The 22284-nt window shown below is 66.2% G+C and carries 17 protein-coding genes; 12 read left to right on the top strand and 5 right to left on the bottom strand.

Features of this window, described 5'->3' with window-relative positions; genetic code table 11:
• Window positions 1–442: 442 nt before the first annotated feature.
• The 3 genes from NFG58_RS17230 to glrR are packed head-to-tail and all read left to right on the top strand — an operon-like array spanning window position 443 to window position 3975.
• Window positions 443–1951, top strand: a complete 1509-nt coding sequence (locus NFG58_RS17230) for an ATP-binding protein (RefSeq protein ID WP_348827049.1) — start codon at window positions 443–445, stop codon at window positions 1949–1951.
• A complete protein-coding gene (locus NFG58_RS17225) occupies window positions 1948–2535 on the top strand; it encodes a hypothetical protein (protein ID WP_231498601.1) in 588 nt (195 codons plus the stop codon). The genes NFG58_RS17230 and NFG58_RS17225 overlap by 4 nt, the downstream gene beginning before the upstream one ends.
• A gap of 54 nt (window positions 2536–2589) precedes the next feature.
• Window positions 2590–3975, top strand: coding sequence for a two-component system response regulator GlrR (gene glrR / locus NFG58_RS17220; RefSeq protein WP_045991097.1), 1386 nt, complete (start codon window positions 2590–2592; stop codon window positions 3973–3975).
• 277 nt (window positions 3976–4252) lie between these two features.
• Here glrR and xseA read toward each other — a convergent pair whose 3' ends face one another.
• A complete protein-coding gene (gene xseA, locus NFG58_RS17215) occupies window positions 4253–5644 on the bottom strand; it encodes an exodeoxyribonuclease VII large subunit (RefSeq protein ID WP_124803400.1) in 1392 nt (463 codons plus the stop codon).
• Between the two features lie 180 nt (window positions 5645–5824).
• Here xseA and NFG58_RS17210 point away from each other — a divergent pair, with 180 nt between their 5' ends.
• From NFG58_RS17210 to NFG58_RS17195, 4 genes are all read left to right on the top strand, one after another.
• Window positions 5825–7558, top strand: coding sequence for an alkaline phosphatase D family protein (locus tag NFG58_RS17210; protein ID WP_348827048.1), 1734 nt, complete (start codon window positions 5825–5827; stop codon window positions 7556–7558).
• 155 nt (window positions 7559–7713) lie between these two features.
• Window positions 7714–8334 carry a hypothetical protein gene (locus NFG58_RS17205; protein ID WP_146164648.1) on the top strand — a complete coding sequence of 207 codons (621 nt, stop codon included), beginning with the start codon at window positions 7714–7716 and terminating at the stop codon, window positions 8332–8334.
• On the top strand, window positions 8331–9902 hold the full coding sequence (locus NFG58_RS17200) for a GMC family oxidoreductase (RefSeq protein ID WP_045991094.1): 1572 nt from the start codon (window positions 8331–8333) through the stop codon (window positions 9900–9902). Before NFG58_RS17205 ends, NFG58_RS17200 begins: the two co-directional genes overlap by 4 nt.
• Window positions 9903–9937: 35 nt before the next feature.
• Window positions 9938–11032 (top strand): hypothetical protein, encoded by a 1095-nt coding sequence (locus tag NFG58_RS17195; protein WP_348827047.1) that lies wholly within the window; start codon window positions 9938–9940, stop codon window positions 11030–11032.
• A 31-nt stretch (window positions 11033–11063) separates the two neighbouring features.
• Here the strand turns inward: NFG58_RS17195 and NFG58_RS17190 are convergent, their stop codons facing one another.
• The 4 genes from NFG58_RS17190 to NFG58_RS17175 form a co-directional block, all read right to left on the bottom strand.
• Window positions 11064–12134, bottom strand: a complete 1071-nt coding sequence (locus tag NFG58_RS17190; RefSeq protein ID WP_045991092.1) for an AbrB family transcriptional regulator — start codon at window positions 12132–12134, stop codon at window positions 11064–11066.
• A gap of 215 nt (window positions 12135–12349) precedes the next feature.
• Window positions 12350–13855, bottom strand: a complete 1506-nt coding sequence (locus tag NFG58_RS17185; RefSeq protein ID WP_045991091.1) for a tripartite tricarboxylate transporter permease — start codon at window positions 13853–13855, stop codon at window positions 12350–12352.
• Between the two features lie 95 nt (window positions 13856–13950).
• Entirely contained in the window at window positions 13951–14385 is a 435-nt protein-coding gene (locus tag NFG58_RS17180) for a tripartite tricarboxylate transporter TctB family protein (RefSeq protein ID WP_045991090.1), read from the bottom strand.
• Complete coding sequence (locus tag NFG58_RS17175; protein WP_108449946.1) at window positions 14382–15356, bottom strand: tripartite tricarboxylate transporter substrate-binding protein; 975 nt, start codon at window positions 15354–15356, stop codon at window positions 14382–14384. Before NFG58_RS17175 ends, NFG58_RS17180 begins: the two co-directional genes overlap by 4 nt.
• Window positions 15357–15480: 124 nt before the next feature.
• Between NFG58_RS17175 and NFG58_RS17170 the strand changes: the two genes are divergently transcribed.
• The 5 genes from NFG58_RS17170 to guaA all read left to right on the top strand — a co-directional run bounded on the left by NFG58_RS17170 (window position 15481) and on the right by guaA (window position 22148).
• Complete coding sequence (locus NFG58_RS17170; protein WP_045991089.1) at window positions 15481–16149, top strand: response regulator; 669 nt, start codon at window positions 15481–15483, stop codon at window positions 16147–16149.
• Window positions 16146–17591 (top strand): sensor histidine kinase, encoded by a 1446-nt coding sequence (locus NFG58_RS17165; protein WP_348827046.1) that lies wholly within the window; start codon window positions 16146–16148, stop codon window positions 17589–17591. The genes NFG58_RS17170 and NFG58_RS17165 overlap by 4 nt, the downstream gene beginning before the upstream one ends.
• Before the next feature lie 86 nt (window positions 17592–17677).
• On the top strand, window positions 17678–18808 hold the full coding sequence (locus NFG58_RS17160) for an ABC transporter substrate-binding protein (RefSeq protein ID WP_348827045.1): 1131 nt from the start codon (window positions 17678–17680) through the stop codon (window positions 18806–18808).
• A 126-nt stretch (window positions 18809–18934) separates the two neighbouring features.
• Window positions 18935–20404: an IMP dehydrogenase gene (guaB, locus tag NFG58_RS17155; RefSeq protein ID WP_348827044.1), complete on the top strand. Its 1470-nt coding sequence runs from the start codon at window positions 18935–18937 to the stop codon at window positions 20402–20404.
• Window positions 20405–20570: 166 nt separating this feature from the next.
• Window positions 20571–22148: a glutamine-hydrolyzing GMP synthase gene (gene guaA / locus NFG58_RS17150; RefSeq protein WP_045991086.1), complete on the top strand. Its 1578-nt coding sequence runs from the start codon at window positions 20571–20573 to the stop codon at window positions 22146–22148.
• The last annotated feature ends 136 nt before the right edge of the window (window positions 22149–22284 follow it).

The following is a 22284-nucleotide window of genomic DNA, read 5'->3' as shown; positions in this document are numbered from 1 at the left end:
TGCGACACAAGGTTGCGATGAGACGGCACCGGCCGATCAGGCAAGGAGAGGTGTCGTGAAGAGCAAGGATGCTCTGGCAAGGAAGCCGACCCCTTCGGGGGAGTCTTTCGCTCCGCCGCCCAGGCGACGGAGCCAGAACGAGGCAGGATGGGAGACCATCCAAGAGGTGAGATCAGGTTCCTGGTAACGACGATCGCACCTTGGCTTCGGGCCCTTTGGGCCACCCGAAAACCGTTCAATGGGCGGACCAGGCCATCGATTGATCTGTTTTCGACCCTTCAGTTCCCTGCGTATTCGGGCCGGCCTAGCCGGCCCCTTTTTTTTCATACGGTTTTTTGCGAAGTCGGCTGAGCGTTTGACGCGGGGGTAACGGGCCAATTCTGGTATTCTTCTGGATGGATTGATGGACGCTTCATTCACCTTCCTTCACAGAACTCTGGTCATGACCTCTGCTGCCACGCGCCGTTGGCGCCCTCGCTCGCTGTTGCAACTGGTGCTGCTGGCCTTCGTGGTGGTCATGCTGCCGCTTGGTGTGCTGATGTACCAGGCTGGTCAGGCGCTGTCGGAGCTGTCGCGGCTGGCCGAGGTCAGCGCTCGTCAGGCGGTGTCCGAGACACGTCGGGCACGCACGCTGGGGTCGCTGGCGGTGGAAATGGAGCGTGGTGCGCGCCAGTACGCGGTGATCCAGGAAGAAAGCCTGCTCGACATCTATGCCGATCGTCTGGCCGAGTTCCGTGAGTTGCTGGCGCGCCAGCGCCTGCTGCTGCCCGATGACCCCGACATCCAGGCGCTGGAACGCCTGCTCGACGAACTCGCGACCCTGCCGCAACAGCCGCCGGAGGCCTACGCGGCTTCGCTCGACGACTTTGTAGCTTTTTCCCGACACGTCGAGGGTATGCGCCAGGCCACCAACAGGCGCATCGATCTGCGCCTGGACGCCATCCGTGAACGGGCGCGACAAGTGCAGCAACGCCTGTGGTGGCAGACCGGGGCACTGGTCTCGGCGAGTCTGATGCTGATGCTGTTGTTCACCCGCTTGATCATACGCCCGGTGCGTCAGCTCGAGCGGCGCATCCTCGGCATCGGCAGTGGCTATCAGGACAGCCAGCAGCGCCACGTTCAGGGTCCTGCAGAGCTGGTGGCGCTGGGCGAGAGGCTCGACTGGTTGACCCATCGCCTGGAAGAGCTCGAAGCCCAGAAACAGCAGTTCCTGCGCCATATGTCCCATGAACTGAAGACACCGCTGGCCAGCGTTCGTGAGGGATCGGCGCTGTTGTCCGATGGCGTGGCCGGTGAGTTGAGCCCGCGTCAGCGTGAAGTGCTGGACCTGATCGACGCCAGCGGCGCCGAACTGCAGCGCCTGATCGAGCAACTGCTCGACTATAATCTGTTGCAGCACCACCGCAGTGCGGCCATCGAGCGCCTCGACATGGCCACGGTCGCACGCGAGGTGCTGGCCAAGCATCGATTGAGCCTGCAGTCCAAGGAGATGGGGGTCGAAGTGTTCTCGGGCCCGCTGCAGTGGCGTGCCGATCATCAGGCCACCGCCCGATTGCTCGATAATCTGGTGTCCAACGCCGTGGCTTACGGTGAGGATGGTGGCAAGCTGCTGATTCGCGCCCGTGCACGCCACGACAGGCTCGAGCTCGAGGTGGCCAACACCGGCGAGCCGATCGCCGAGCAGGACCGTGACCACCTTTTCGAGGCCTTCTACCAAGGACGAGCACGACGCAAGGGTGCGCTCAAGGGCTCCGGCATCGGACTCTCCGTGGCGGCCGACTGCGCTCGTCTACAGCACGGCCGGCTCGAGCTGATCGATGATCCCGAGTGGCCGGTGTGCTTTCGACTGACGCTGCCGGCAGCACCACCGGAAGATGGCCGACATTACGGCCTACATAACGATACAAGGCCCGCATTGACGGGTCAGGACGCAAGGAACCTGACGCTATGAACTCAAGGGGTGTGACCCTGACACCTCGACGCTCGCTTACCCGAGTCGTCGGCCCTGCCGCTGTTGTCAGTCTGATGCTGGTGATCAGCGGTTGCGAAATGCTGCCTATCGAGTCAGTCGGTGACGAAACACCGGCGGTCGAAGCGCTCGATCTGACCACCTGCCATGCAGAGGTGCCGACCTTTGCCGAGTCTTCTTGCATGTTGACCGACTGGATCGCCTTCGGTCTGGCCTCCCAGCGTGGCGATCGCCAGTGGCGTGACGCCATGCTGGCGCGGCTGGAAGGTCATGCGCCCGAGCAACGCCTGGGGCGTGCCGTGGCCTTGAGCTGGGGCAGCGAAGCCCAGTGGGACCAGGCGTCGGAGCTTTACAAGGCGGACCTGAGCCTGGCGCCCGTTGAACTCCAGCCCCTGCTGCGCTATTGGCTCAACGAACTCGAAGGGCGGCGCGCCCTGGATGACCGCGCCGGTCGCCATCATGGCGAGGTGGCTCGGCTACGCCAGGAAAACAAGGAACTGGCAGACAAGCTCGATGCCATGACTGCCATCGAGCAGAACATCAATCTGCGACAGCAGGCGGAATGAGAGCAGAGCACCAACCAGCGACAGCGGATGGAGTGAAATTGTGGAGACGGTGATATGAAGCAAGTCGCAGCGACCGCGAACGCCAGGACATCGGCCCATGTACTGCTGGTAGACGATGATGTCAGCCTGCTGAAGCTTCTGGGCATGCGCCTGGAAAGCCGCGGCTACCGGGTGACCACCGCCGAGAGCGGTCGCGAGGCGCTCAAACGGCTGGAAGAAGGGCGGCCGGATCTGGTGCTGTCCGACCTGCGCATGGATGAAATGGACGGCATGGCGCTGTTCCAGGATATCCAGCGGCGCATGCCCGGCCTGCCGGTGATCATCCTGACTGCCCATGGCTCGATTCCGGATGCGGTCAGCGCCACTCGCCAGGGCGTGTTCAGCTTTCTGACAAAACCGGTGGACCGCGAAGAGCTGTTCGGGGCCATCGACGATGCCCTGTCCAATACCGCTAGCAGCGGCGAAGGTGATGATAGCTGGCGCGACGAGATCATCACCCGCAGCCCTGAAATGGAGCGTATTCTCGAGCAGGCGCGGATGGTGGCGGGGTCCGATGTCAGCGTGCTGGTCACTGGACCATCGGGCTCCGGCAAGGAGCTGCTGGCCAATGCCATCCACAAAGCCAGCGCCCGCGCCGACAAGCCCTTTATCGCGATCAACTGCGGCGCGCTGCCGGAGCAGTTGCTGGAAAGCGAGCTGTTTGGCCACGCCAAGGGCGCCTTCACCGGGGCCATCAGCGAACACGGCGGGCTGTTCCAGGCGGCCGACGGTGGCACCCTGTTCCTGGACGAGATCGGCGACATGCCACTGGCGATCCAGGTCAAGCTGCTGCGGGTACTGCAGGAGCGTCAGGTGCGCCCGGTGGGCTCCACCACGTCGGTGCCGGTGGACGTGCGGGTGCTGTCGGCGACCCATCGCGATCTGGATCAGGCCATGCATGAAGGTGAGTTCCGTGAGGATCTCTACTATCGCCTCAACGTGGTCAACCTGAAGCTGCCGGCGCTCAAGGATCGCGCCGAGGACGTGCCGCTGCTGGTCAAGCATCTGGTAGCCCAGGCGGCGTCGCGCCACAAGCCCTTCGTCAAGGGGTTCTCGCCGGAGGCGCTCAATCTGCTGGCAACCTGTGCCTGGCCCGGCAATGTGCGTCAGCTGGTCAACGTGGTCGAGCAGTGCGTGGCACTGTCCAGTGCGCCGATGATCCCGGAAGCCCTGGTGGCCCAGGCGCTGGCGGCGGAAGACAACGCCATGCCGACCTTCAACGACGCTCGCGCAGGATTCGAGCGTAGCTACCTGGTCAAGGTGCTGAAGATTACCGAGGGCAACGTGACCCAGGCGGCGCGCATCGCCGGACGTAACCGTACCGACTTCTACAAGCTATTGTCCCGCCACGAGCTGGAACCCGCCTCGTTCAAGCCGGGGGTGGCAAGCCCTTCTCGCTAGCCCGATGGGCAGGCTTGGTCCGATGGGCCGAGCCCCCGAAGATCCCCGCTCCGGCCCCGTCCGGCTGCTTCAGCCGGCGGCGGTTCGCCGCCAAGGTGCCGCCGGCAAGGTGCCGCCGGCAAGATACCGACAACCTAGGCGCTGTCCGAAAAGTCGACGAGCGAAGGTTAGACAAGGCAAAAATCGGTGAGAAAGCGCAGTTTACGGGGTGTAAATGAGCATTTTGATCCGATTTTTAACGCTGTATTACCGAGCGCAGGCACTTTTCAGACAAGCCCTAGGCCTCGTCGTCGGATCGGTTGTCCGGGGCCTGCTCGGCTGCCGGCCATGTCTCGATCACCTCGACGTCCAGCTCGCCATCGGCGAGACGAGCGTGCAGTCGCTGGCCGGGCGCGGCCTGATCGGCACGGCGCACCGCCTGGCCGTCGCTGGCGGTGAGGATGGCGTAGCCACGACCTAATACGGCCAGCGGACTGACCGCCTGCAACTCCCGGGCGGCGGCTGCCAGGCGCTCGCGCCGATGGACCAGCGATAGCCGCTGGGCGCCGTCGAGACGGCGTCTCAAGCGGCTCAGTTGGCGCCGATTCTCGTCCAGGGTGAGTCCGGGCGAGCGCAGCGACAGACGGTGAGCCAGGTCTGTCTGGCGGCGCCGCTCGGCGACCACTCGACCGCTGATGGCGCGTCCGAGGCGTTCCTTCAGCTGGCCAAGACTATCGCGCTGACGTGCGATCGCCTCGCCGGGGTGACGCAGGCGCGAGCGCAGGTGATCCAGCCGCTGGCCTTCCCGCTGCAACAGGCGTGCTTGTGCACCCTTCAGACGATTGTCTGCCTGGGTTAGCCGGGCCGTCAGTTCCTGGCGCGAGGGCACCAGACGTTCGGCGGCGGCGGAGGGCGTCGGTGCGCTGGCGTCGGCGGCCAGATCCGACAGGCTCTGGTCGGTCTCGTGGCCCACCGCAGACATCACCGGCAGGCGCGAGTGGTGGATCGCTCGGGCCAGGTGTTCATCGTTGAAGGCCCACAGATCCTCGAGACTGCCGCCGCCACGGGTGATCAGCACCACGTCCCGGTCCTGGTCCAGCGTCGCCTGGCGATTGAGCAGGCCCAGGGCGGCGATGATCGCGGGCGCCGCCTCGGCCCCCTGGACCGGTACCGGTATCAGGGTCACCGTGACCAGCGGCCAGCGTGCCCGGAGTACCGCCAGCACGTCGCGCAGGGCGGCGCCGCTGGCGGAGGTCAGCACCAGCAGATGTCGCGGGGGAAAGGCCAGCGAGCGAGCGTTGGTGAAGACCCCCTGGTCGCCCAGGCGTTGCTTGAGCGCCGCCAGGGCGGCGAGCAGGGCGCCGGCTCCGGCGGCCTGCACCGCCTCGACGATCAACTGGTAGTCGCCCCTGGGCTCGAACAGCGAGACTCGGGCGCGCACCCGCACCAGATCACCGTCACGCATGGGCGTCGACACAAAGCGTCCACGCGTGCGAAACAGCACCGCCTTCACCTGGGCGCGTTCATCCTTGAGGGTGAAGTAGACGTGCCCCGAGGCCGGGCGCGAGACCCCCGACAGCTCGCCTTCGATCCACTGTTCGCCGAGATCGGCTTCCAGCGTAGCGCGCGCGCGTCGATTGAGGTCGCTGACCGAGAGTACGTCCTGGGCGCTATCCGACGTCGCTGTCATGGAGGCTTCCTGGGCTGGCATTGAAGAGAATCGGCGAGCATCAGCGACTGGCAGGACCACGCTGGCAAGTGACAGGTTACCAGAGCCCAGGTCGCCGCTTCAGCAAAGTCGAACTACGCTTAACGGGACAGGCGGGCAACCGGTCTGCCTCGCACGCGCCGCTGCGACGGAGGAGGGCACATGTCGGGACTTCGCGCGCCCGATATCGGGCCTATCGTGGGGCACACCACGGCTCACAGCTGTCGGCTGTGGGTTCGCGGTATCGCTCCCAATGATGATGGCGTCGACCTGACCGCGTCCTTGCGCACCGTGGGCCTGCTGGCGGTGGTCGAGGACAATGGCTTGCCCCGCCTGATCGACGGTGATCCGTCACGTCCCCACGCCTTCTATTTTCGTCTGCACCGGGAGTTTGATCGTACCGGGACCTTCGAGCTGGGGGCCGAGGAAGGTCTGGGAGCGATCGATGGCGTGGCGCCGCTGGGCCAACCCGATGGGGTGGTGCCGTTGACGCCCGATACCCGCTACAAGGTGCGTGTCGCGACCCTCACCCTGGATGACACGACGCCCGACGTGGAAAGCCTGAGTGACGCCCAGATCGCCGCCAGGCTGTCCGACGTTAACGGCATGGCGTCGCTGCTCGCCGACCTAGATGGCGAGCACTGCGAGGCCGAATTCACCACCTTCGCCGCCGCAGTGGAGCCACGACTGGCCTTTCTGCTGGGGTCCTGTCGCTATCCCGGTACCCTGTGGAAGACCAAGGAAGCCGATCGCATCTTCGGCCCCATGGCCAGTCACTTAAGGCGTCGAGGCAGTCGGCCGGCGGCGCGCTTCAGCCTGCTGGTGGGCGATCAGATCTACGCCGATCAGTACAGTCGCTTCGTGCCGATCGGTCGCGCCGAGACCTTCGCCGAGTTTCAGGACCGCTATCGCCAGGCCTTTGGTTCCCCGCAGATGCGCCACTTCCTGCGCCAGGCACCGGTGTACATGATCCTCGATGACCACGAGATCGAGGACAACTGGCATCGTGACCGGCTCGCCGCCAAGCGCGAGCTGTTCAATGTCGCCATTGGCGCCTACATGAGCTACCAGTGGTCACACTGCCCGCGCAGCTTCGGGCGTCATCTGCACTATCACTTCGACTGCGGCGGCTATCCCTTCTTCGTCTGTGACACCCGTACCCATCGTACCTACGGTCGCGAGAACCGGGTGATGGACAACCATCTGCTGGGACGGCCCAGCATCGACCCCCAGCATCCTTCCCAGCTGGACGTGCTGCTCACGTGGCTGAGCGACCAGCAGGCCAGGTGCGGCGCGATGCCCAAGTTTGTCGTTACCTCGACGGTGTTCGCGCCCAGTCCGCTGGATGAAAGGCTCGATCCGGCCCTGGATGGCCATGACGCCCAGGCGCCGACGGATCTGGTGCGGACCAACCTCTCCCGGCGTGCCGAGAGCGATAGCTGGTCGGGGTTTCCGGCCACCCGCAAGGCGCTGGTCGAACATATCGTCGAGGCCGGCATCGACAATGTGATCTTCCTCAGCGGCGACGTGCACTGCGCCAATATCGCCGAGATGGTGGTGGAAGGGGGCGGTGGAGAGCCGCGACGGCTGTATGACGTCACCTCCTCGGCGCTGTACTGGCCGTTCTTCTGGGCCGACGGGGACCCCAACGGTTTTGTTCACGACTCCCGTCTGCCCGGTCAGGTGGATGGCTTTCCGCTGTTTGATGGTGACGTGACGCTGCACTACCGGGCCTTTGGCTTCTATCAGCAGGAAAACTTCTGTCGCCTGGAGCTGGACCGCGCTCACCACCGTCTGCGGGTCAAGGTGATCGATCGCTACGGCGATGAAGTCAGGGTGACGGACCCCGATGGCTCCGTGGTGCCCTATAACGATCTGGCGCTGGTGCCCTGGTAGCGAGCGATATGGCCGGTAGCGGCAATGTCGAAAGCGGGGCTGAAGGGCGCTGGGCTGGAGAGCGCTCGTCGGAAGAGTGCTGACGGGCCGGTCGCCAAAGGGCGGGCGGCCCGGACGACAGGCGCAAGAGCAGGTCCTTTCCTGGAGAAATGTCGGTGAATACGACTAACCCCATGCTGGCGGGATTGCTGTTCGAGGAAACCATGCGAGGCCATTTTTCGCTCGGAAGCCAGGCGCCCGAGCGTGGTGAACGGCTGGGGCATGCAGAAGGCACCGAACTGGCCCTCCACGCCAAGGTCCAGATCGATGACATGGGCGCCTTCCTGGCCGACGACCGCCACCACGGCAGGCTGGGTGGTGTCGTCGATTTTGCCCCGCTGGGCCTCGGGCTGGTGATTCTAGAGGGCGACTTTCAGTTGTTTTCCCAGGGCCCCGGGGCGGGGCGTCAGATGGTCTACGACGCGGTTCTGGAACTGGATGAGCGGCGATTGTTCCTGCACGGGGTGAAGCGGGTCAACGACGATCCGGGGCCTGATCTCTGGCGCGATACCACCACCCTCTATACCACCCTGCACGAGGGCGAGAGCGCCACGGCCGACATTCTCGGGGCGGGCATCCTGCACCTGGGCGTGGCCGAGTTGATGGCCATGCTCAAGACCATGACGCCGACGGGCCAAGGGGACCTGCGCACGGTGGCGGATTTCGGTCGCTTCTTCTTTGGTGAACTGTGGCACCTCTATGCGCCCTGGGTCATTCGCCGGGAGCCCGAGGCATGAACTACGACGCCATCGTGGTGGGGTCAGGGTTTGGTGGGGCCGTGGCGGCCTGCCGGCTCGCCGAGGCCGGGCTCAAGGTGCTGGTGCTTGAGCGCGGAAGACGCTGGGAGCGCGAGGACTTCCCCCGGGGGCCGGATGATGACTGGTGCTTCGATGTGGACGCCCCTCGGGAGCGTCATGGCTGGCTCGACCTGCGCTTCTTTTCGCGCATGGCGGTGGCACAGGGCGCTGGCGTGGGTGGTGGTTCGCTGGTCTACGCCAATGTCTCGGTGCCGGCTGAGCGCTTCGCCTTCGACAGTGGCTGGCCGGAGGCGATCGACTTCGATGAACTCGTCCCCTACCAGGACCGGGTAGGCCAGATGCTGGAGGTGGCCGAGGTCCCCGCGGGCCAGGTCAGCGAGCGCTATCGACTGGTCCAGGAGGCCGCCGTGCGCAGCGGTGACGGCGATCGCTTTCGCCCCTTGCCGCTGGCGGTGCGCTTCGACCCCGACTGGAACTATCGGCTCAGTGAGCCTCACCACCGTCGACACAGTCGGCAGGCCCTCAATGTCCACGGCAAGGAACAGGGGACCTGCATCCACTGCGGCTATTGCGATATCGGCTGCCCGGTGGGGGCCCGCAATACCCTTGACCTGAATTACCTGGCCCGGGCGGAGCAGCTGGGGGCGCAGATACGTCCATTGAGCATGGTGCGATCGCTGGTGCCGGAATCCGGGGGCTACCGGGTGACCTTTCAGCATCTGGAAGGCGCGCCGACGATCCGTCACGAGCGCGCCGAGCGAGTGATCCTTGCCGCCGGCTCGCTGGGGTCCACCGAGCTGTTGCTGCGGGCCAGGGACCAGTACCGCACTCTGCCGGAACTGTCGCCGCTGCTCGGCCATCACTGGTGCGCCAATGGCGATTTCCTGACCCCCGCGATCTACCCGAACAGACGCATCGATGCCTGTCGCGGGCCGACCATCAGCGCCGCCATCGACTATCTCGACGGCAGCGACGGCGGTGAGCGCTACTTCGTCGAGGACGGCGGCTACCCTGACTTGATCGCCCACGCCTTGACGCAATTGCTGTCGCGCTCCGCCACCGCGAGCATGTTGCGGGGTGGCTGGCGCGCGGTGCTGGCCGAGGCGCTCAAGGAGAATGACCCCGATCGCTGCCTGATGCCCTGGTTCGGCCAGGGCATGGACACCGCCGACGGGGTGCTCAGGCTGACGCGGCGTTGGCTGGAGCGAGAGCCGTCGTTGAGCCTGGACTATCGGGTGGCCGCGTCGCGAGCCACGGTGCAGGCGCTGTGCGAACGCCACAAGCGCCTGAGCGCGGCCACCGGAGGCGTCGCCATCGAGCCACCGAGCTGGCGCCTGCTGGACTATTTGATCACCCCGCACCCACTGGGCGGTTGTCCCATGGGAGAGAATCGCTGGGACGGGGTGGTCGACCATGCCGGGGAGGTGTTCGGCTATCCGCGACTGTACGTGCTCGACGGTGCCATCGTGCCGCGCGCGCTGGGGCTCAATCCCTCGCGCACCATCGCCGCCCTGGCCGAGCGCGCCATGGCGCGGATGCTGGCCTAGCAGACGGAAGCGGCGACCCACCGGGAGGTAACACCATGGCCCGCGAGATCCCCCTCTATACCCTCGACGGCGTTGTCGACGCCGAGGTCACCCAGCACGGCTTCTGTACCGAGGACGGCCTGGGGCTGTCACTGCTGCGCTTTCGGCGTGGCCAGGGGCGCATGGCGGTGATGATCGTTCATGGCCTGACCACCTCCAGCGACATGTTCATCCAGCCCGAGCATCGCAACCTGGTCAGCTTCCTTTTGGACGAAGGGGTCGACGAGGTGTGGACGCTGGACTTCCGCATGAGCAACCGCCATCCCTACAACCTGCAGCCCAACCGCTACTCCATGGATGACTGTGCGCTGTTTGATTTTCCTGCGGCGGTGGCGAAGATTCGCCAGATCGCCGGGGACGACGTCGAGCTGCACGTGATCGCCCACTGTCTCGGCTCGATGGGCTTTGCCATGGCACTGTTCGGCGGCACCGTCAGCGGCATTCGCTCCTGCATTCTCAACAGCGTTGCGCTGACGCCCCATGTACCGCGCTGGTCGAGGATCAAGGGCCACATCTTTCCCTTCGTGATCGAGCGCATCTTCCAGCAGCCCTACGTCAGCCCGCGCTGGAGCGAGGATCCAAGATTCACGCTGGGCAAGCTGTTGTCGAAAGGCGTATCGCTGTTCCACCGCGAATGCGACGTGCCAGCCTGCCATATGCTGTCACTGATGTGGGGCACCGGCTGGCCGGCACTGTACAACCACGAGAACCTGGACGAGCGCACCCACCGTCGGGGTGGTGACCTCTACGGCCCGGTAGGACTCAACTACCACCGGCATGTCTTGAAGATGCTGCGCCGGGGCCATCGCACGGTGAAGATGCGCGAGGTGCCCGAGTACGCTGCGCTACCCGACGACTACCTGCTCGAGGCGCGCCGCGTCGATACCCCCTGCCTGTTGCTGACCGGGCGCGACAATCGCGTCTTCACCGACAGCAACGTGCACTGCCACCGGGCCCTGGAGGAGGTCGCCCCGGGGCGCCATGAGCTCGCGATCATCGACGGCTACGGTCATCAGGACGTGTTCATGGGCGCCCGGGTCGACCGTGAAGTCTTTCCCCGGTTGATGACGTTTCTGAACGCCCACGCCTGAGCCCAATCGCCACACCTGAATCCAGATGCCGTCAGGCCCTGAGGCGGCGATGAGCCCAGCCCACCAGCGGCGGCAGCGCCACCAGCAGAACGGTGATGCGCAGCAGATGGTGGGAGGTGACGAAGGCCGGTTCGATATTCAGTGACAGCGCCACCAGGCTCAGCTCCGGCGCCCCGCCCGGCATGTAGGCCAGCAGCGCCGCAGCCACCGAGATGCCGGTCAGCGCCTGGCCGACCCAGGCTGCCGCCACCGCCAGCACCACCAGGATCAGCGCCTGGACCACCGCCAGACCCAGTTGCCGCGCCATGTCGGACAGCGCCACGCCGACGAAGCGCACGCCCACCGAGGTGCCGATGACCACCTGAGCCAGGGCGATCAGCGCCGGTGGCAGCACCGCGTGGGTCAGCCCGGAAAAGTGCAGCAGCGACGACACCAGTGCCGGGCCGAACAGCAGGGCGTTGGGCAGGCGCAGCACCCGGCCGACCACGGCGCCGAGCGCCGCCGCTACCACCAGCCAGGCGGTGCCGGCGAGCGAGGGTAGCTGGCTCCACTGGGCCGGCCCGTTGCTGGCGCCGGCCAGATCCACGTGGCCGAACAGGCCGAGGATCGGTGGAATCGCCAGCAGCAGCACCAGGATACGCACCGCGTGGGTGATACCGACGGCACGCAGGTCAGCGCCAGACTCGTGGGCCATCATCAACAGCGCCGACAGTCCGCCCGGGGCGCCAGCGTAGAGCGCGGTGTCCAGCGAGTGACCGGCCACGCGGTAGCTGAAGGCCACCGCCACCACCATCATTACCGCGGTGGCGGCGAGCATGATTGCGGCGCTGGCGGCCCAGGCGGTGATATCGCCGGACAGCTCCGGGGTGAAGGCCGAGCCCAGCATCACCCCGATGACCACCAGAACCCCCTTGCGCAACCGTCCCGGCGAGCCCAGGCGCACCCCGGCGAGGCTGGCCAGGGTGGTGGTGATCAGGGCGCCGAGCAGCCACGGAAGCGGCAGGTCGATCAGGTAGGCGATGACCCCGCCCAGACCGCCCAGGGCGAGGGTGGGCAGGAAGCGCCAGGCGCCGGGGGGAAGGAGTGTGGGGGCGGCGGGCATGGCGTCTCCTGTGTGCGTTGCCTGTACTCTGTGCACAGGTGGTGGTGATCGAGCCTGACGACGGCGCGCGGCGCCAGATGGCGCCGCGCAGGGACTACACGAGGGCTACATTAAGGGCTACACAAGGGCTACGCAGGGGCTTCGTGCGGGCCATATAAGAGCGATGCCAGGGCCTTTGCCGGGGCGACTCGAGCATGGCCCTGAAGCCCGTTGCATCAAGCCTGGCTCGAGGGCCGTTGCTTGAGCAGCTTGGGTACCAGCCAGGGCAGTACCAGCAGCGCCGAGGCGGCGATCCACAGCGACAGCGAGATGCCGGACTGCCACAGAATGGCGGTGTCGCCACCGCTGATCGCCAACGCCCGACGCAGGTTCTCTTCCATCAGGCCGCCCAGCACGTAGCCGAGGATGACCGGCGCCAGCGAGAAGCCGAGCTTGCGCAGCAGGTAGCCGAAGACACCGATGACGAGCATCAGATAGATGGCGGTCAGGTCGGAATGCAGCTGATAGACCCCGACGAAGGATAGCACGGCGATGGCCGGCACCAGCACCCAGCGCGGGATGGTCAGCACCTTGGCGAAGACCCCGGCCAGCGGCAGGTTGAGCGCCAGCAACACCAGGTTGCCGATGTACAACGAGGCGATCAGGCCACCGGCGACCTCCGGGTTGTCGGTGAACATCATCGGACCCGGGGTGATGTTGTAGAGCATCAGCGCGCCGAGCAGCACCGCGGTGGTGCCGGAGCCGGGGATGCCCAGGGTCAGCATCGGTACGAAGGAGCCTGCGGCGGAGGCGTTGTTGGCCGCTTCGGGCGCCGCCAGGCCACGCATGTCGCCGGTGCCGAAGGTGTTGTCCTTGTCCACCAGCCGCTTTTCGGTGGTGTAGGACACCGCCCCGGCCACCGAGGCGCCGGTTCCGGGCAGTACGCCGATAATGAAGCCGAGCACGCCGGAGCGCAGCATGGTGCCCTTGCAGGCCATCACTTCCTTGAGGCTGACGAACACCCGGCCCAGCGGCGGCAGGGTGTCATCGACGTCGTCGCGATGGGCGTGCTCGAGCATCAGCAGGATCTCGCTGATGGCGAACAGGCCGATGATCATCACCACGAAGTCGATACCGTCATAGAGCTCCGGCATGCCGAAGGTGTAGCGCATCACGCCGGTGCCGGAGTCGACGCCGACGGTGCCGATCAGCACGCCGAGCACGGCGCCGATGGCGGTCTTGATCGGGTCCTTGCCCATCATCACCGACATCGACGAGAAGGCGAACACCATCAGCGCGAAGAATTCGGCGGGGCCGAACATCACCGCCACCCGGGCCAGCAGCGGGGCGAACAGGGTCAGGCCGATGATGGCGATGGTGGCGCCGACAAACGACGCCACCGCCGACAGGCCCAGCGCCGGACCGGCCAGGCCACGCTTGGCCAGCGGATGGCCATCGAGGGTGGTCATCACCGCGCCGGCGTCGCCGGGCACATTGAGCAGGATGCTGGACATGCGCCCGCCGTACTCGGCACCGGTGTAGATGCCGGCCAGCAGGATCAGCGCGGATTCGGCGGGCAGGCCCAGGGTGTAGGCCAGCGGCATCAGGATGGCGATGCCGTTGATTGGCCCGATGCCCGGCAGGGCGCCGAACAGGGTGCCCAGCAGCGCGCCGAGGAAGGCCAGGCCAAGATTGAGCGGCGTCAGGGCGACGCCGAAGCCTTCAATAAGAAAGTCGAACATGGGAACACCTTGATCAGGGATCGGTGGCGGTCAGGGCTGGGGCAGCGCTGGCAGCTGAGCTGTTACAGGAGCTGGCTTCAGGGCGGCGGTTCGCGCTACCACGGCAGGCCGGGCAGGCCGATGCCAAGGCCATGGGTGAACAGCCACTGGCCGCCCAGCGCCATCAACACACCGGTGGCCACGGCCTTGAGCGGACTGGCCTCGAACAGCCAGGCCAGGGCGGCGATCACCAGCATCGAGCTCAACAAAAAGCCCAGGCGCGGGAACAGCACGGCGTAGACCAGCAGCAGCACCAGCACGCCGATCAGGCGCAATCCCAGGCGCTTGTCGGGCCAGTGGCCGTTTTCACCCGGACGTATCACCAGCACCAGCGACAGCAGCCCCAGCAGGATGGAGAGCCCCAGCGGAAAGGCCTTGGGGCCAACGGGGTCGTAGCTGAAGGGCACCTCGAGGGACAGGGCGTTGACGGCGGTAAACGCCGCCAACCCCATCAGGGCGATACCCAGACAGCGGTCGGCGGCGATACTCATTGGGTCAGACCCACTTCCGTGGCCAGCTCCTTGAAGCCGGCGACCTGATCCTTGACGTAGCCGTCGAAGTCGTCACCGAAGCGGGCCATGGGGAACAGGCCGCGGGCTTCGCGCAGCTCGGCGAAGGTCTCGTTGCCGGCCAGGTTCTCGAGGCGCTCGACCCAGGCCTGGTAGGCCTCGTCGCTGACCTCGGGGCCCATGTAGTAGCCGCGCCAGATCGGCCACTGGACGTCGTAACCCTGTTCGGCGGCGGTGGGAATCTCGGCGTAGGGGCCGCCCATGCGCTCCTCGGACAGTGCCGCCAGCACGCGGATGTCGCCGCTCTCGAGCTGGGACTTGAGCTCCGACAGGTCACCGGAGAACACCTGGATATGGTTGCCGAGCAGTGCGGCCAGGGCTTCACCGCCACCCTCGAAGGCCACGTAGCGCAGGCTGCGCGGATCGACGTCGGCGGCCTTGGCGGTCAGCGCGGCCTTCATCCAGTCCTGGCTGCCCACGCTGCCACCGGCGCCGAAGGCGACCTGGGTGGGGTCTTCCTGCAGCGCCGTCATCAGCTCATCCAGGGTCTGCCAGGGCGCGTCGGCCTTGACCACGATGGCGCCGTAGTCGACTCCCAGGGCGCCGACCCAGCGCACTTCGCTGGCGTCGTACTGGCCGAACTTGCCCAGCGCCAGGTTGACCGCGGCGCCGGTGCTGGCGGCGACGATCAGGTTGGGGTCGTCGGTGCGCACGCCGTTGACGTGGTTGTAGGCCACCGCACCGATACCGCCGGGCATATAGGTGACCAGCATCGGGTCCTCGATCAGTCCGGTCTCGAGCAGGCCATTGGCGGCCAGCCGGCAGGTCAGGTCGTAGCCACCGCCGGGCTTGGCCGGGGCGATGCATTCGGCCTCGTCGGCGGCCTGGGCGGTGCCGACGCTGAGGCTGGCGCCGAGCAGCAGGGCGGCGGGCAGAGCTGTGATATTCTTCATGCGGACTCCTGACAACTATTATTATGGATTGATGAAACCGGGGTGCTTTAACGTGAGAGATGCTAGGCCGACTAGCTTTCATCAACCTGTCATGCCCTCCCTGCCTGGATAAGACATTAGTCGCATGCGCCTTCTCGTCGTCGAAGATGATGCCCTCATCAGCCGCTCGCTGGTCGAGGCCCTGACCCCCCTTGGCAATACCGTGGAGGTGTTTGCCTGCTGCAGTGATGCCAGGGCGGCGCTGCGCCAGGGTGGGGTCGACCTGATGCTTCTGGACATCGGGCTGCCCGACGGTGACGGCCTGTCACTGCTGGCCGAGTTGCGTGACGCGGGCGATCGCACCCCGGTGATCATCCTGACCGCCCGGGACGCCCTGGATGACCGAGTCAGGGGACTCGACCTGGGGGCCGATGACTACCTGGCCAAGCCCTTTGAACTGGCCGAACTTGAGGCGCGGGTACGCGCGCTGCTCAGGCGCAGCCAGCAGCGCGCCGACAACCGTCTTGGCCTGGGTCCCTTGTCCTTCGATCCGGCCAGCGGCGCCGCCAGTCTGTTCGGCGAGCCCATGGCGCTACCCCATCGCGAGCTGCTGCTGGTTGAAAGCCTGTTGCTGCACGCTGGAGCCATCGCGCCTCGCGAGACCCTGGAAGGCCGTCTTTTCGGCTTCGGCGAGGTGGGCTCCAACGCCCTGGAGGTCTACGTCAGCCGGCTGCGCAAGCGGCTCAAGGGCGCTGGTCTGCGTATCCGCACCTTTCGCGGTCTCGGCTACCGTCTGGAAGAGGACGACGGGTGATCGAGGTCGATGGATCACTCAAGCGTCGGCTCGGTGGCTGGCTGGTGGTCACCGTCGGAGTGCTGGGGCTGGCGCTGATGGTGGAGGCCTGGGTCAGCAGTCAGCGGGCGGCGGCGCGGGCCTTCGACGCCCAGTTGCAGGCGGCGGCGCTGACCATCGCCGAGGCGGTGCGCTGGCAGGACGGCATCCCCCAGGTGGTGGTGCCGGCGGCGGCGCTGCAGATCCTCGCCACCGACAGCCAGGCGCGGGTGTTCTACGCGGTGCTGGACGATGAAGGCAGGACGCTGTCGCGTAACTGGCCGGTGGACATCCCCACCGCCTGGCAGCAGGCGCTGGATGAAGGCGGCATGTCGCGGGACCTGACCACGACGCTGGGAGAGCTGCGTCTGCATGCCCAGCGGGTGGCCTCGGCGGGTTGGGTCACCCAGCTGCCGGTGCAGGTGTGGGTCGGGCATACCCTCGAGGGGCGCCGAGCCCTGGCCCGCTCACTGTTCGAGCGTTCGCTGTCGCGCTTTATTGCCATGGTGCTGCTGACCGGGGTGCTGATGGGCTTGACCATGCGCGCGGCGCTGTCTCCCCTGCGCCGCCTGCGCCGCCAGATTCGTGGGCGCGGCGCCGATGACTTCAGTCCGCTGGCGACCAGGGTGCCCAAGGAGCTTCATGAGCTCGCCCAGGCCTTGGACCACCTGTTCGCCCGTCAGCGCCAGGGACGCGAGGATCTTCTGCGCTTCACCGCCGACGCCAGCCACCAGCTCAAGACGCCGCTGGCGGGACTCAAGACCGTCAGCGAGCTGGGCCTTCGCAGCAGTGATCCGGATGAATGGCGCCAGGCGCTCATGCGCGTTCACGCCCGGGCCGAGGACACCAGTCGACTGGCCGGCCAATTGCTGTCGCTGGCACGACTGCGCCACCTCGACCGGGAGACGGCGCTGCCTGCGCTCGACCTGGGTGAGCTGGTACGCGACGTCGCCCTGGACTGGGCGGCGCGGGAGCGGGCGGCGGAGCATGACCTCGGGCTTGGCAGCCTGCCAGCCGAGCCGCTGAAGGTCTGTGTCGAGGACTGGGCACTGCGCGAAGCCCTGGGCAACCTGATCGACAACGCCCTGCGCTACACGCCGACAGGTTGCGAGATCACCCTGCATCTGGCGCGCGAGGGCGACTGGGCGCGGTTGTCGATCGTCGACGACGGCCCTGGTGTCGCCGACGCGGCGCTGGCGACGCTGGGGCAGCCGTTTCAGCGGGGTGGGCGCCAGGACACCGAGGGCTCCGGGCTTGGTCTTGCCATCGTCGATACCACCGCCCGGCGCATGGGCGCCCGCGTGCAATTCGCCAACCGCTCGCCGCAGGGACTCGAGGTGGTGCTGTGGCTGCCGCTGGCGAAGGACGAACAGGATGTCACCGGTGCCTTTGCGGCCGGCGTGAATCCAGGAGAGAGTACTTGATGTCCCTGCAGCCCGGACAACGCCTTCGATCCTGTGAACGTCTCCCGGCCCGGTGTGCGACGCAGGTCACACGGCGGCAGCCCCTGGTGGTGTCGCAGTGGCTGCCGCTTTTACTGCTCATGCTTCTGCTGCTGGGTGGCTGTCACAGCGGCGACAGCCGCACCCCCTCAGATGACGATCCGCTGGTGATCTCGGCGGCGCTGGATCTCGACGTGGTGGCGCCGCTGCTGGACGCCTTTCGCCAGGCCTATCCCCAGATTCCCCTGCGCTTTGAGGATCGCACCACCCGGGAGGTGGACGACAGCGTGGTGGGACATCTTCAGGGAGGCCAGGCGACGGGCGAAGGGGCGAGCAGAGCGCCTGACGTGGTGATCAGCTCGGCGATGCCGTGGCAGATGGCCCGGGTCAATGAAGGATTGGCGCGGCGCCTGAGTGGCCCGGAGATCGAGCGCTGGCCCGAGTGGGCGCGCTGGCGCGACGAGGTCTTCGCCTTCACCTTCGAGCCGGTGGTGATGGCCTATCGGCTGGATCTGTCGCGGCATATGCTGCCGCCCCAGACCCATGGCGACCTGCACGCGCTGCTGGCGACCCAGGCCCGCTGGCTGACGGGCAAGGTGACCACCTACTCGCCGCTTTCCAGCGGGGTGGGCTACACCCTGGCCCAGCAGGATGCGCGCTACTCCTCGCGCTTCTGGGAGCTGGTCGGTGCCATGGGGCGTGTCGATACCCGCCTGGAGGCCAGCACCCGGGCGATGCTCGAAGGGCTCAGCCAGGGACGCTACTGGCTCGGCTACAACCTGCTGGGTTCCTACGCCATGGTCTACGCCCAGGAACATCCCGAGGTGATCGTGCAGGTGCCCAGGGACTATTCGCTGGTGCTGATGCGCATGGCCTTCGTGCATCGCGATGCCCCCCACGTCGAGGCCGCCGAGACCTTCGTCAAGTTTTTGCTGAGTCAGCGTGGCCAGCGAGTACTGGCGGGGCAGACGCCTCTGTTCAGCGTGCTGCCGGGGGTGACCGGCCCCTACACCGCCGCCAGGCTGCGCACCCAGGTGGGGGAGCGGCTCTACCCGATACTGCCCAACGCCACCTTGCTGGCCTTCGTCGATCCTGCCCGCCGGGAGGCCTTCACCGACCACTGGCGAGCGCGTTTTCAGGGCGAGCAGGCGCTGGATGAAGCGGTCGAACGGGGTAGCGGGGCGCTGGCGCCGGAGTAGACGGCGGATGGCAACCGAGGAGCATCGAAGTGTCAAGCTGGCACATTGCCGGAGGCCGGGGCGGAACGTTATAATGGGCGATTAACTTCTTCCCTCCCTCTAAAGCCTCAGTGGGTGTTGCCGATTATGCTACGTATGGCCCAAGAAGCACTTACGTTTGACGACGTATTGCTCGTTCCCGGCTATTCCGACGTTCTCCCCAAGGACGTCAGTCTCCGGACCCGCCTGACTCGCGACCTCTTCCTCAATATTCCCCTCGCCTCCGCCGCCATGGATACCGTCACCGAAGCCCGCCTGGCCATCGCCATGGCCCAGGAAGGTGGCATCGGCATCATCCACAAGAGCATGGGCATCGCTCAGCAGGCGCTGGAAGTGCGCAAGGTCAAGAAGCACGAGAGCGTCATCGTCAAGGATCCCGTCACCGTCGGACCCAAGGCCAAGCTGCAGGACCTGCTGGCGATGGCCAAGGAACACGGCTTCTCCGGCTTTCCGGTGGTCGAGGGCGAGACCCTGGTCGGCCTGGTGACCGAGCGTGACATGCGCTTCCAGCCCAACCATGGCGACAGCGTCGCCGACATCATGACCCCGAGCGATCGCCTGGTGACCGTGCCGGAAGGCACCCCGCTGGACGTCATCAAGGGCAAGATGCAGGAGCACCGGGTCGAGAAGATGCTGGTGGTGGACGGCGACTTCCGCCTGCGTGGCCTGGTGACCTTCCAGGACATCGAGAAGGCGCGCACCTTCCCCAGCGCCGCCAAGGACGCCGATGGCCGCCTGCTGGTCGGCGCCGCCGTGGGCACAGGTCCGGAAACCCCTGACCGGGTCAAGGCGCTGGCCGAGGCCGGCGTCGACGCCATCGTCGTCGATACCGCCCACGGTCATTCCCGTGGCGTGATCGAGCGGGTGCGCTGGGTCAAGGAGCACTTCCCGCAGATCCAGGTCATCGGTGGCAACATCGCCACCGCCGACGCCGCCCGGGCGCTGGCCGAGGCCGGTGCCGACGCGGTCAAGGTGGGCATCGGTCCCGGCTCCATCTGCACCACCCGCATCGTCGCCGGTGTCGGCGTGCCGCAGATCACCGCGGTGTCCAACGTGGCCGAGGCGCTCAAGGAGTTCGACATCCCGCTGATCGCCGACGGTGGCGTGCGCTTCTCCGGCGACATCGCCAAGGCGGTAGCCGCCGGTGCCAGCTGCATCATGGTCGGTGGCCTGCTGGCCGGCACCGAGGAGGCGCCGGGCGAGGTCGAGCTGTTCCAGGGGCGTACCTACAAGGCCTACCGTGGCATGGGTTCCATGGGCGCCATGTCCCAGACCCAGGGCTCCAGCGATCGCTACTTCCAGGACAAGGACGACGGCGTCGAAAAGCTGGTGCCGGAAGGCATCGAAGGCCGGGTGCCCTACAAGGGTGTGATGGGTGCCATCGTGCACCAGCTGATGGGTGGCCTGCGTGCCTCCATGGGCTACACCGGCTGTTCCAGCATCGACGAGATGCGCACCAAGCCCGAGTTCGTCAAGATCACTGGCGCCGGCTTCAACGAGTCCCACGTTCACGACGTCCAGATCACCAAGGAAGCGCCCAACTATCGAGCAGGGTAGGCGCTGACGTGACGCGCCAGGCGTATCGCACCAGACGCGTCGCACCAGAGGGCGCGCGGGGCGACTCGCCCCTCGTCGCCCTGAGCTGGAAGCGGTCCGCCGCTTCCAGCTTTTCGCTTTTCGATTGCTCGGCCCACCGGCCCCACTGCCTGCAAGGTAAGTCCCCATGACCGATATCCACGCCCACAAGATCCTGATCCTCGACTTCGGCTCCCAGTACACCCAGCTGATCGCTCGCCGGGTGCGCGAGATCGGCGTCTACTCCGAGATTCGCGCCTTCGACATCACCGAAGAGGAGATCCGCGAGTATCGCCCCAACGGCATCATCCTGGCCGGTGGCCCGGAGTCGGTGACCGAGCTGGACTCGCCGCGGGCGCCGGCCTGCGTGTTCGAGATGGGGCTGCCGGTGTTCGGTATCTGCTACGGCATGCAGACCATGGCCGAGCAGCTGGGTGGCAAGGTCGAGGGCTCCAATAAGCGCGAGTTCGGCTACGCCCAGATCCGCCTGGACGCCGAGACGGCGCTGTTCAAGGACATCAAGGATCACGTCGATCCGGATAGCGGGCGCGGCCTTTTGGACGTGTGGATGAGTCACGGTGACAAGGTCGCCCAGGTGCCGGAGACCTTCACCGTCACCGCCTCCACCCCGAGCTGCCCGATCGCTGCCATGGCCTGGGAGGAAAAGCGCTTCTACGGCGTACAGTTCCACCCCGAGGTCACCCACACCCTGCAGGGTCAGCGCATCCTCGAGCACTTCGTGCTGGAGATCTGTGGCGCCGAGCGCAACTGGACGCCGGCCAAGATCATCGAGGACCAGATCGCCCGGGTGCGCGACCAGGTCGGTGACCGCCACGTGCTGCTGGGACTGTCAGGCGGGGTCGACTCCTCGGTGGTCGCGGCCCTGTTGCACAAGGCCATCGGCGATCAGCTGACCTGCGTGTTCGTCGACAACGGCCTGCTGCGCAAGAACGAAGGCGACCAGGTGATGGAGACCTTCGCCCAGCACATGGGCGTGCGGGTGATCCGCGTCGACGCCGAAGAGCTGTTCCTCGGCAAGCTCGAAGGAGAGGCCGACCCCGAAGCCAAGCGCAAGATCATCGGTAACACCTTCATCGACGTCTTCGACAGCGAAGCGGCCAAGATCGAGGGCGTGGACTTCCTGGCCCAGGGCACCATCTACCCGGACGTGATCGAGTCGGCCGCCGCCAAGACCGGCAAGGCCCACGTGATCAAGTCCCACCACAACGTCGGTGGCCTGCCGGAGACGATGAAGCTCAAGCTGGTCGAGCCGCTGCGTGAGCTGTTCAAGGACGAGGTGCGCAAGCTCGGCCTGGAACTCGGCCTGCCCTACGACATGGTCTATCGTCACCCCTTCCCGGGGCCGGGCCTGGGCGTGCGTATCCTCGGCGAGGTCAAGAAGGAGTACGCCGACATCCTGCGCGAGGCCGATGCCATCTTCATCGAAGAGCTGCACAACTCCGGTTGGTACCACAAGACCAGCCAGGCCTTCGCGGTGTTCCTGCCGGTCAAGTCCGTCGGTGTGGTCGGTGATGGCCGCCGCTACGAATGGGTCATCGCCCTGCGTGCCGTCGAGACCATCGACTTCATGACCGCCCGCTGGGCGCACCTGCCCTACGAACTGCTGGAGAAGGTCTCCAACCGCATCATCAACGAACTGTCCGGAGTCTCCCGCGTCACCTACGACGTCTCGTCCAAGCCGCCGGCGACGATCGAGTGGGAATGATCGCACGTTAGGCATTAGCTGGTACTAACTGGCATTAAATGATACTTAAGCCCATGTTTTAATGGGCTTTTTTATTTTTATGTCTGGCAGTGTTTGGCAACTGATGGCAGCGGGAAGCACCGCTTGAGCGTGGTAT

Source organism: Halomonas sp. RT37, from assembly GCF_040070525.1.
GTDB classification, from domain to species: domain Bacteria; phylum Pseudomonadota; class Gammaproteobacteria; order Pseudomonadales; family Halomonadaceae; genus Halomonas; species Halomonas litopenaei.
Note: the sequence above shows the minus strand (reverse complement) of the source record. Positions and strands in the feature narration are given on the sequence as shown.